Here is a 12005-nt window from a genome sequence, read left to right as displayed (position 1 = left end):
ATTTTCCCTTGTGCCGTTCGCGGCTGGCGTCTAGTTTGAAACCATGCTAAAACTGGAACGCGTTTCCAAGGCATATCCAGGGCCGGAGGGCACCCCGGCAGTCATGGTGTTGCGGGAGGTGGACCTGGAATTGCCGGCCGGTGCCACCCTGGCCATTGTTGGTCCGAGCGGCTGCGGCAAAAGCACCCTTCTGAATTTGATGGGCACCCTCGATCAACCGGATTCCGGCAAAATATGGCTCGAGGGCCGCGATTTATCGCAAATTGACCCGCTTGCTCTGGCCGAAGTTCGTAACCGCCGCATTGGTTTTGTTTTTCAGGCCCATCATTTGCTACCGCATTGTACGGTGTGGGAAAATGTGTTGGTGCCCGTGCTGGCGCAGGGAAAAGTCACGGCGGCGGCCGAAGAGCGTGCCCGGCGTCTGCTGCAGCGGGTGGGGCTGGCGGGACGTTTATCGCACCTTCCCGGCCAGCTTAGCGGGGGCGAGCGTCAGCGTGTGGCGGTGGTGCGTGCCCTGATCAATCAGCCGGCCCTGCTGCTGGCTGATGAACCCACCGGCGCGCTGGATCGCCACAGTGCCGCCGAGCTGGGCCGATTGTTGGTGGAACTCAACCGGGAGGAACGGGTTACTCTGGTGGTGGTGACCCACGCGCTGGACCTGGCGCGCCAAATGGGATGGGTACTGGAATTGCGTGACGGTCAGTTGACGGAAATCAAGCCATGACGCTCTCTCGCCTCATCACGCGCAGCCTCATATTCCACTGGCGCAGCCACGTGGGCGTTGTCTTGGGCATCATGGTGGGTACGGCGGCTCTGACCGGGGCGCTTTTGGTGGGGGATTCCGTCCGCGCCAGCCTGCGCGAACTGGCCCTGGCCCGCCTGGGGCGCGTTGAGGTGGCCTTGGACGCCGGGGACCGTCTCATTCGCGCCGAGGCAGCCCGGGAACTGGCGGCAGTGCTCAAACAGCCCGTGGCGTCCGCCCTGTTGTTGCCCGGCATGGCTTCGGCTCAAGATCAGCGCGGGCGCGCCAACCGCATTCAGGTCATAGGTGCAGATGCCCCTTTTTGGGAGATGGCAAATCAACCGCCCCCCTGGCGTGAAATCCCGCGTGATGCTGTGTTGCTCAACCGCGCCCTGGCCTCCCAACTGCAAATTCGTCGCACGGGAGAAGTTGTTGTGCTGCGCTTCAAAAAACCTTCCGCCCTGGCGCGGGAAGCCACCGTGGCCACCAAAAGCGATGCCGAGGTGGCGTGGCGGGTCACGGTCGCGGGTTTTGTGGAGGATGCCCAACTGGGGCGGTTCAGCCTTCGGGCCAACCAGTCTGCGGTGTATAACGCCTGGGTTAATTTTCAACAATTGCAGGAGCTGGTGCAACAAACCAACCGCGCCAATCTTCTTCTGGTGGGAGGTGGAGCAGGGGAGTCCGCGCCGGCCTTGGATGCCCAGCTTGTCCAGTCACATTGGGAAAAACTTTGGACTTTGGCTGATGCGCAGTTGCGCGTGCGTTACTTGCTGGATGCCTCCGCCGTGGAATTGCTGACAGACCGCATCTTCATTGATCCGCCGGTGGCGCGGGCGTTGCTACAGCATTATCCCGGGGGTGAACCTGTCCTTACCTATGTAGCCAACTTATTGCGGGCGGGGGAAAAGGCCACCCCTTACAGCATGGTGGCGGCTTTGCCGGCCAGCCGCCTGCCTGTACCTCTGCAGTCCAATGAGATGATCATCAATGCCTGGCTGGCGGAGGACTTGGGCGTCGGCCCGGGAGACACCGTTGCCCTGAGCTATTACCAGGTGGATGCCGGCACCGTGCTGGTGGAGCGCACCAATGTCTTTACAGTGCGCGCCGTTGTGCCCATGGACTCCCCGCTTTGCGATCGCACGCTTATGCCGGAATTTCCCGGCATTGCCGAGGCGGAAAGCACCAGCGACTGGGATGCAGGCTTTCCCCTGGTTCATCGCATTCGTCCCAAGGATGATCAATACTGGCGTCAATATCGTGGTACCCCCAAGGCATTTATTAGATTGGAAGCGGGCCAAAAAATGTGGGGCAACCGCTACGGCGAAATGACCGCCATCCGCTGGCCTGTCACCCCTCCAACCTCCTCCGCCGCTCACTCATCTCGCATTGTGCAAACGTTCAAGGAGCGGGTTCAACCCGAGAATTTGGGATTGCGTTTCGAGCCGGTGCGCGCTCAGGCCCTGGCGGCGGCCGGGGGGGCACAGGATTTTGGCGGCCTGTTCATTGGCTTCAGCTTGTTTTTAATCACCGCCGCTTTGATATTAACAGCCCTGCTGTTTCGGTTTGGCATCGAGCAGCGAGCTGCCGAGGCCGGTGTGTTCCTGGCTGTGGGCTTTCCCCCAAGACGGATGCTGCGGGTTTTTCTGGGTGAAGCATTTGGGCTTTCCATGGTGGGGGCCGGGTTGGGATTGTTGGGGGGCGTGTTTTACGCCCGCGCCATGCTCACGGGGCTGACCACCTTGTGGCGGGATGCCACCGGCCTGAGTACCTTGGTTCTGGAGGTCACGCCGGCCAGCTTGGGCATCGGACTCGTGGCCAGCGTCCTTGCCGCGGTAGGTTCGTGTGCCCTGGTTCTGCGCCGCTTGGGCCGGCAACCGGCCACCGCCTTGCTGTCCGCTCAGTGGGGCACTGCATTGCCGGTATCGGGAAGCAAACCGTGGTTCTCCATAGCGATGATGATTCTGGCCGCGGGCCTGGCTGCATGGGCCTTCCTCACCGGCCGCACCACCAACCCCGCTTTGTTCTTCCTTGGTGGCACCTTGTTGCTGGCCGGTTTGGTGGGGCTGCTCCGTTGGGCTTTGCTATGGTGGCTTCGGCGGCCCGCAGCCGGCAAGCCGGTGCAGGTTTCCCAGCTCCTGATTCGCGGCTGCGCCCGCCGGCGCAATCGCAGCGTGGCCACCATCAGCCTGCTCGCCTGCGGCAGTTTTGTGGTGGCCGCCATTGGTGTTTTTCGCCTGGATGCCTTGCGCGAGGCCGAGAATCCACGCTCCGGCACGGGCGGTTTTGCGCTTGTGGCTGAGGCCACGCTGCCGGTGTTGCGTGATCTCAATCTGCCCGAAGGACGTGATTTCTACGGCCTGCAGGCCGAAGATTTGCGCGGGGTCCAGCTCGTCCCCTTTCGCCTGCGTGAGGGCGATGACGCCAGTTGTCTGAACCTGAACCGTGCTCAACGGCCGCGGTTGTTGGGCGTTAACCCCGAGGCACTGGGCGGACGGTTCACTTTTTCCCAGGTGGCCGCAAAATCCCAGCCTCCTGAACCCTGGCTGCTTCTGCGCCGCGCTGTGGCCCGGCAATACCTGCCCGATTTGCAACCCGATGAAGTTCCTGCCATTGGCGATGCCGCTTCCATCCAATGGGCCATGAAATCCCGGGTGGGCGGGGTTCTGGAATACACGGATGAGCACGGCAAGGTTTTCAAATTGCGGCTGGTGGGAGGCTTGGCCGGATCTATCCTGCAAGGGCTTTTGATTATTGACGAGACCGAGTTTCGCGAGCGCTTTCCCGGCGAAAGCGGCCATCGCTTTTTCCTGGTGGACGTAAAAACTCCGGGGGCTGAGCGTGCTCAACGCATCCAGGAGGTTGCCGCCACGCTGACACGCGCCCTGCAAAACACCGGTTTTGAGGCCGCCTCCGCCGTGGAGCGGCTGGCCCAATTTAACGCCGTGCAAAATACTTATCTGAACACCTTTCAGGCCTTGGGCGGCCTCGGACTGCTGCTCGGCACGGCGGGACTGGCCGTGGTGGTGTTGCGCAATGTGCTTGAACGCCGCGCCGAGCTGGCTCTGCTGCTGGCTGTGGGCTTCCCGCCCGCGCGCCTGCCGCGCTGGGTTTTGGGCGAACATCTCTTCCTGTTGTTGTCCGGTCTTGGCCTTGGGGTGGTATCCGCTCTGGTGGCGGTTGCACCGGCGTTGTTCTCCGCCGGGGCCAATTTGCCCTATCGCACTTTGGGTGGAACATTGTTGGCGATAGGTTTGAGCGGCTTGTTTTGGACGTGGCTTGCCGCGCGCTGGGCGGTGCGTGGGCCATTGCTGGCGGCATTGCGAAATGAGTAAGCTGTACTTCAGACCGGTGATAAGTTTAGATGATAATGTTTCCAGGTTAAGGTTTCCTTTTTTTCGCCGTTGACGTGGCGTGACGTTAAGGCAAATTTAATCACCGGTGTGCGGTGTTTCTGGGGAGACTTGCCGCAAAGGCAGGGCTGCCGGTGATACTGCCGCCCTCAGGTGGACGCGGAGGCCTGCTTCACCCCACAGGCGGCGTACTTGGGACAGGCAATAGCTGGTCCGGCAAACTTGGTTTGCCGGGAAATGACCTTGCGCCGATGGCCCGCTGGGATTACATCGGCATGAGCATCGAAGAGAATGAACATTCAATCTGCAACGGAAATGACCGGGCAGCAGCAACAGCGGCCACCGGGGCCGCAAGGGCTGTATGATCCACAGTACGAGCACGACGCCTGCGGGGTGGGGTTTGTGGTGCATGTGAAAGGCCGTCGCTCCCATGAGATTATTGAGCAGGCCCTGCAAATTTTGATCAATCTGCGCCACCGTGGCGCCTGTGGCTGCGAGGACAACACCGGGGATGGCGCCGGCATTCTCATGCAAATGCCCCATGAATTTCTGGCGGAGGCCTGTGCCGAAGCCGGCATCAGTCTGCCGGCACCGGGGCACTACGCGGCGGGCAATGTTTTTCTGCCTGTGGACCCGGCCGAGCGCCGGCGGGCCAAGGAGCGTTGCGAGCTGATCATACGCGAGGAAGGACAGGAATTCCTGGGCTGGCGGCGGGTGCCTGTGAACAACGGCAACCTGGGAGCCACGGCCAAGGCGGGCGAGCCAGTTATTGAGCAGCTTTACATTGGCCGCTCGCGCAAGTTGCAAGACCCCATGGCCTTCGAGCGCAAGCTGTATGTCATCCGCCGCCGCATGGAAAACGCCATTCGTTACGGCACGCCGGGGGGCAGCTCGTTTTACGTGTGCAGTCTCTCTTACAAGACCCTTGTTTACAAGGGCATGCTCATGTCCGAGCAACTGGGCGAGTATTATCCCGAGCTGGCCGATCCTTCGATGCGCTCGGCCTTGGCGCTGGTGCACTCCCGCTTCAGTACCAACACCTTTCCGAGCTGGGATCGCGCGCATCCGTATCGGTACATCAGCCACAACGGCGAAATCAACACCCTGCGCGGCAACATCAACTGGATGCACGCCCGCCAGTCCATGATGGAATCGGAGGTGTTTGGGGAGGACTTGAAGAAATTGTTGCCCATCATTTGTCAGGATGGCAGCGACTCGGCCATGTTTGACAACTGCCTGGAACTGCTCGTGCTTGCCGGCCGGCCACTGCCCCATGCAGTAATGATGATGATCCCGGAACCGTGGCAGAACCACGAAACCATGGATCCGGAGAAGCGGGCATTCTATGAATATCACCGCTGCCTGATGGAACCGTGGGACGGTCCTGCGTCCATTTCCTTCACTGATGGGATCCGGATTGGGGCCGTTCTGGATCGCAATGGTTTGCGGCCTTCGCGCTATTACGTCACCACCGATGACCTGGTCATCATGGCTTCGGAAGTGGGAGTGCTGAACATTCCCCCGGAAAAGGTCGTGCACAAGGGCCGTCTGCAGCCGGGCCGCATGTTGCTGGTGGACACGGAACTGGGCCGGCTGGTGGCGGATGAAGAGATCAAACGGCAGATTGCCACGGCCTATCCTTACCGCCAGTGGCTCGACAAGCATCTGGTTAAATTGGATGACCTGCCGGCAGCGCCACCGCCGCCGGAGCCGGATCACAAGACGATTTTGCAACGGCAGGTGGCTTTCGGGTACACCTTTGAGGATGAGCGCTTCATCCTGGCCCCCATGGCCAAGGATGGGGTGGAGCCTTTGGGCTCCATGGGCACGGATACGCCCTTGGCCGTGTTGAGCAACAAACCACAGCTCCTTTACAACTATTTCAAACAATTGTTTGCCCAGGTGACCACCCCGCCCATTGATTATTTGCGCGAGGCCATTGTCACCGCCACGGACACCACCCTGGGCTCCGAACGCAATCTTTTGCGCGCCGAGCCGGGCAGTTGTCACTTCATTTGGCTGCCCACACCCATCATTGACAACGATGAGCTGGCCCAAATTAAGAATCTGAACAGTCACGGATTCAAATCCGCCGTGCTGCCCATTCTGTATCCTGTGGCCGAAGGCGGTCCCGGACTGGCCCGTGCGGTGGACCAGCTCTGCCGGCAGGCGGAGCAGGCCATCCGGGAGGGTATCAACGTGATCATCCTTTCAGACCGTGGCATTGATCGTGACCACGCCGCCATCCCGGCCCTGCTGGCTGTTTCCGGTCTGCACCATTACCTCATCCGTGAGGGACTGCGTACCCGGGCCAGTCTGGTGCTCGAATCGGGCGAGCCGCGGGAGGTGCATCATTTTGCACTGCTGATCGGTTATGGCGTCAGCGCCATCAATCCTTACCTGGCGTTTGAGACGCTGGACGACATGATCCGCGATGGCCTGCTCGAAGGGGTGGACCACGAAAAGGCCGTCAAGAATTACATCAAGGCAATCGTCAAGGGGGTGCTCAAGGTCATCTCCAAGATGGGCATTTCCACCATCCAAAGTTACCGTGGCGCGCAGATCTTCGAAGCCATTGGTCTGAGCCAGGCCTTTGTGGACAAGTATTTTACCTGGACCGCTTCCCGCATCGAAGGCATCGGTCTGGACGAGGTAGCCGAAGAGGTGCGTTTGCGGCACGAACGCGCCTTCCCGCCCATACCTCTGAACGACTACACGCTGGACCCCGGCGGCCAGTACCAGTGGCGCAGCGACGGCGAATTTCACCTGTTCAATCCGGTCACCGTCCACAAGCTGCAGCAGGCCGTTCGCAACAACAGTTTCGAGCAGTTCAAGGAATATTCCGCGGCCGTCAATCAACAGGCCAAGAACCTGTGCACGCTGCGCGGGTTGTTCAGCTTCAAGTTTGCGCCGCAAATTGTGCCCCTGGAAGAGGTGGAATCCATCGAATCCATCATGCGGCGTTTCAAGAGCGGCGCCATGTCCTACGGCTCCATCAGTCAGGAGGCGCATGAAACGCTCGCCATCGCCATGAATCGCATCGGCGGCAAGAGCAACACCGGCGAGGGCGGCGAGGACCCGGCCCGCTATGTGCCGCTGCCCAACGGTGACTCGAAAAACAGCGCCATCAAACAGGTGGCCTCCGGCCGGTTTGGGGTGACCAGCCTTTACCTGGTTAATGCCAAAGAATTGCAGATCAAGATGGCGCAGGGGGCCAAGCCCGGCGAGGGCGGCCAGTTGCCCGGCCACAAGGTTTATCCCTGGATTGCCAAAACCCGCCACGCCACCCCCGGGGTGGGATTGATCTCGCCGCCGCCGCACCACGACATTTACTCCATCGAGGATCTGGCGCAGCTCATTTATGACCTTAAAAATGCCAACCACCAGGCCCGCATCAGTGTCAAGCTGGTGGCCGAGGTGGGTGTGGGCACGGTGGCGGCCGGTGTGGCCAAGGCGCACGCCGATGTGGTGCTGATCAGCGGCCACGATGGCGGCACCGGCGCTTCACCACTGACCTCGATTAAACACGCCGGCGGCCCGTGGGAATTGGGCCTGGCCGAGACCCATCAAACGCTCGTGCTGAACGGCCTGCGCAGCCGCATCGCCGTGGAGGTGGACGGCCAGCTCAAGACCGGCCGTGATGTCGTCATTGGTGCGCTGCTGGGGGCCGAGGAGTTTGGCTTTGCTACCGCCCCGTTGGTCAGCATGGGCTGCATTATGATGCGGGTTTGCCATAAAAACACCTGCCCCGTGGGCGTGGCCACCCAGGACCCGCGCCTGCGCAAGAACTTCACCGGCAAGCCGGAGTACGTCGTCAATTTCATGCGCTTTGTGGCCATGGAGGTGCGCGAGCTAATGGCCCAGTTGGGCTTCCGCACCTTTGACGAAATGGTGGGCCGGGTGGACCGCCTGGAAGTCAAACGCGCCGTGGACCACTGGAAAGCCAGGGGCCTGGACTTCTCCAAGCTCTTTCACCAGTCCAAAGTGGCTGCCGATCACGAGCGCTACTGCCAGATCTCTCAAAACCATGGGCTGGAGCAGAGCATGGATTATCAAATGCTGCTGCGCCTCTGTGAGCCGGCCCTGGCCCGCGCGGAAAACGTGCGGGCTGTGCTGCCCATTCGCAACAGCAATCGCGCGGTGGGCACCATGTTGGGCAGCGAAGTGACCCGTCGTTACGGGGCCGACGGCCTCCCGGACGACACGATTCACCTGCATTTCAAAGGCTCCGCCGGCCAGAGTTTCGGCGCGTTCATGCCCAGGGGGATTACCTTTGAACTGGAGGGCGATGCCAACGATTATGTGGGCAAGGGCCTGTCCGGCGCCCGCCTGGTGGTTTATCCGCCCAAAGGCTCCGCCTTCCGCCCCGAGGAGAACATCATCATTGGCAACGTCGCCCTGTATGGCGCCACCAGCGGGGAGTTGTTCGTTTGTGGGGTGGCCGGTGAGCGTTTTGCCGTGCGCAACAGCGGCGCGGTGGCGGTGGTGGAGGGCATAGGTGATCACGGTTGCGAATACATGACCGGCGGATTGGTGGTGGTCCTTGGTCAGACCGGCCGTAATTTCGCTGCCGGCATGTCGGGCGGCGTCGCTTACGTGCTCGACGAAGGCGGCCCTTTCCAGCGCACCTGCAACCGTGAGATGGTCTCACTGGTCACTCCGGAAGCGGAAGATCTCGAGACCGTCCGCAGCCTCATTCAGCGGCATGTCCAGCTTACCCGCAGCTCGCGCGGCCAGGAGGTTCTCGAACGATGGGATCAGTTTGCGCCCAAGTTTGTGAAGGTGCTGCCCAATGACTATGCCCGGGTGCTCAAAGCCATGCGCAAAGTTAAGGAAGCGGGGCTTACCGGCGAGGAGGCCGTCATGGCCGCCTTCGAGGAGAACATCCGCGACGTGGCCCGTGTGGGCGGCGGTTAACCCTGATCATCGGCCAACGTTGACAGCCATACTTCACGCCAACGCATAGGATCAAGTTATGGGCAAGCCCACTGGATTTCTCGAATTCGCACGCGAGCTTCCTCCAGAAGTTGCGCCGCTGGAGCGCATCCGCAACTGGGACGAATTTCACCTGCCTTTCCCGGAGGAGAAACTGCGCCGGCAGGGCGCGCGTTGCATGGACTGCGGTACGCCGTTCTGTCATACCGGCATGATGCTGGCCGGCATGGCGTCCGGTTGCCCCATCAACAACCTCATTCCGGAATGGAATGATTTGGTATATCGCGGCCTTTGGAAGGAAGCCCTCCTGCGTTTGCACAAGACCAACAACTTCCCCGAGTTCACCGGCCGCGTCTGTCCCGCTCCCTGCGAGGGGGCATGTGTGTTGGGCATCATTGAGCCGCCGGTCACCATTAAAAGCATTGAATGTGCCATTGCCGACAAAGGCTTCGACATGGGGTGGATCACCCCCGAACCGCCGCCTCAGCGCACCGGTAAGAAAGTGGCTGTGGTTGGCTCCGGCCCGGCCGGTCTTGCGGCTGCGGCCCAGTTGAACAAGGCGGGTCACACCGTCACCGTTTTTGAGCGCGCGGATCGCATTGGCGGCCTGCTTATGTATGGCATCCCCAACATGAAGCTCGACAAGCGCGTTGTCCAACGGCGCGTGGATCTGATGGCGCGCGAGGGCATTAGTTTCGTTACCAATACGGAGGTGGGGCGTAATTACCCGGCCGAGAAACTCTTGCGCGAGTTTGATGCCGTCATCCTTTGCTGTGGCGCCACCAAACCCCGGGATTTGCCCATCGAAGGCCGGCAGCTCAAAGGGGTCCATTTTGCCATGGAATTTCTTACCGCCAACACGCGCAGCCTGCTGAACTCGCAGCATCAGGATGGCCAGTTCATTTCCGCGCGCGATAAAGACGTGGTGGTCATTGGTGGCGGCGACACCGGCACCGACTGCGTGGGCACCGCCATCCGGCAGGGCTGCAAGAGTGTGCTGCAACTGGAAATCCTCCCGCGCCCGCTCGATCAGCGTCCACCGGACAATCCTTGGCCGCAATGGCCCAAAACGTTTAAGGTGGACTACGGCCAGGAAGAAGCCGCTGCGCTGACGGGCGAGGACCCGCGCAAATTCCGCATCACCGCCACCAAATTCCTGGGCGACGAGCAGGGAGCGGTGCGCGGGGTGCGCACGGTTTTGGTGGACTGGAAGAAGGATGAGCAGGGCCGCATGGTGCCTCAGCCCATTCCCGGCACGGAGCACACCTATCCAGCGCAGTTGGTCTTGTTGGCCATGGGTTTTGTGGGCCCGGAGGATACCTTGATTCAACAGTTGGGGCTGGATCGGGATGCGCGCTCCAATGTCAAAGCCGAGCACGGCAAATTTGCCACCAATGTGCGCGGGGTTTTCGTGGCGGGCGACATGCGCCGGGGACAGAGCCTTGTTGTCTGGGCCATCAACGAAGGCCGCGGCGCGGCCCGTGAGTGCGATCGCTATCTCATGGGCAAAACGGTTCTGCCCTGAACCTGGCCCGGCTGGAGCGTTGGTTTAGCGCTAGCGCCTCAGACGCCAAGGAGGCGCAGGTCACGGCTGGTGGCTGCCTGGGTTTCCGGCCCGGCCCACCGGATTTTCCGGTTTGGCAAGGCGTTGCCACAACCATTCCAAGCCTTTGGCTTTGGCCAATCCGTGCAAAGATTGCAACAGGGCATCGGTGGAAGTGATCTGCGTTTGCACCCAGTCCTCCACTTGCAACTGATAGTAGCCGCGGGTTTCGGCCTGTCGCAGGCTGCTGTAGCGCAACCGCCCCAGGGATAATGCCAGCGTTTCAATGCCGGCAAATTCGAGCGATTTCTGCGCCCGTCCGTCCAGTCCTCCACCGCCTGCCGCCGCGCCGGCCAGTCGCTGTTTGACCGCTTCCAGATTCAACCGCCCATCCGGGCCTTCCACCACATGCAATTCGGCAATGTTTAAGCGCAAAACCTTGAAACGCAGTTGCCGCTGCCACAGGGCCGCCCGATCGTATTCCACCCAAAGCTCCGGCACACTCAGACAGGGCGTGCCCCCATATGCCGCGGAATTATACAACAACACATTTTCCATGCGCAGCGTGGGCCGCAGCCAGCCCACCTCCATCTTGCCGATGCTGGCATGCAACCCGGTCCAGTTTTCCAGGCGTTGCTCGGTCATCTCTTTGGACAAGGAGTCCATCATCAGCCACACACCCAATAACAACAGCAGGGCCAGAACCAACAGCCGGAAACACCATCGCGTGAGCCAGCGTATCATCGCAGCATCAAGTCCTCCGGCCGCACATCCAGGCACTCATCGTGATCTTCCCAGACCACGGCCGGATACAAGGTCAATAACTGCGGCAATAGATCTCCGGGGATTTGCAACAGCAGTAGTTTGGCCATTTCAAAAGCCCGGTCCAGTTCGTCATCATAGTTCAATACGCGTCTTTGCTGGGCCTCGTCCCAATGGGCTACCTGGTGCACTGGCGCGTAACTCTCCCACCATTGGGTAATGGTTTGCGCCAGGTCTGCCGGCAGTTCTTCCAGCGTCACCGCCGTTTCCCCGCAATGCAAACATAGCAGGCCAACCTCTTTGACATCGCGGGTGAACATGGGCACCAGCGGGGCGCGGCAACAGGGAGCTTCAGTGTACGGTGCGGGACGATTGGTCAGGCGCTTGAGCCAGATTTGCCGCTCGTGCGCCACCATGCTTGCCACCCGATACGCGCTGACCAGTGGATGGGATGCCCGCCAGAGCTTGCCGGTAAGCTGCCCCAGCGTCTGCGCCATCCAGCGAGCCAGGGTTAAGTCATCAAATTCCCGGAAGACCAGCGCGTACTCCTGCCACAATTGATCCAGTGCAGCATCATCATGTGCTTGCATCACCTGCATGATGAACCCCACTCCCCAAAACTCAAGTCCCCAATTAACTGCGAGGAATGAGGGCGCCAAAGTTTGGGCAGGCC

The 12005-nt window shown here is 60.9% G+C and carries 6 protein-coding genes; 4 read left to right on the top strand and 2 right to left on the bottom strand.

Features of this window, described 5'->3' with window-relative positions:
- Nucleotides 1-43: 43 nt before the first annotated feature.
- The 4 genes from N3J91_05550 to N3J91_05535 all read left to right on the top strand — a co-directional run bounded on the left by N3J91_05550 (nucleotide 44) and on the right by N3J91_05535 (nucleotide 10552).
- On the top strand, nucleotides 44-724 hold the full coding sequence (locus N3J91_05550; protein MCX8155904.1) for an ABC transporter ATP-binding protein: 681 nt from the start codon (nucleotides 44-46) through the stop codon (nucleotides 722-724).
- Nucleotides 721-4074 carry an ABC transporter permease gene (locus N3J91_05545; protein MCX8155903.1) on the top strand — a complete coding sequence of 1118 codons (3354 nt, stop codon included), beginning with the start codon at nucleotides 721-723 and terminating at the stop codon, nucleotides 4072-4074. Before N3J91_05550 ends, N3J91_05545 begins: the two co-directional genes overlap by 4 nt.
- A gap of 309 nt (nucleotides 4075-4383) precedes the next feature.
- Complete coding sequence (gene gltB / locus N3J91_05540; GenBank protein MCX8155902.1) at nucleotides 4384-9009, top strand: glutamate synthase large subunit; 4626 nt, start codon at nucleotides 4384-4386, stop codon at nucleotides 9007-9009.
- 58 nt (nucleotides 9010-9067) lie between these two features.
- Nucleotides 9068-10552 carry a glutamate synthase subunit beta gene (locus tag N3J91_05535; protein ID MCX8155901.1) on the top strand — a complete coding sequence of 495 codons (1485 nt, stop codon included), beginning with the start codon at nucleotides 9068-9070 and terminating at the stop codon, nucleotides 10550-10552.
- A 60-nt stretch (nucleotides 10553-10612) separates the two neighbouring features.
- Here the strand turns inward: N3J91_05535 and N3J91_05530 are convergent, their stop codons facing one another.
- Both N3J91_05530 and N3J91_05525 read right to left on the bottom strand, forming a co-directional pair.
- On the bottom strand, nucleotides 10613-11314 hold the full coding sequence (locus N3J91_05530) for a hypothetical protein (protein MCX8155900.1): 702 nt from the start codon (nucleotides 11312-11314) through the stop codon (nucleotides 10613-10615).
- Nucleotides 11311-11922, bottom strand: a complete 612-nt coding sequence (locus N3J91_05525) for a hypothetical protein (GenBank protein MCX8155899.1) — start codon at nucleotides 11920-11922, stop codon at nucleotides 11311-11313. The genes N3J91_05530 and N3J91_05525 overlap by 4 nt, the downstream gene beginning before the upstream one ends.
- Nucleotides 11923-12005 lie beyond the last annotated feature (83 nt).

The organism is Verrucomicrobiia bacterium (assembly GCA_026414565.1).
Classification (GTDB): domain Bacteria; phylum Verrucomicrobiota; class Verrucomicrobiia; order Limisphaerales; family Fontisphaeraceae; genus Fontisphaera.
The sequence above is the reverse complement of the archived record's forward strand: the minus strand, read 5'-3'. Positions and strand labels throughout refer to the sequence as shown.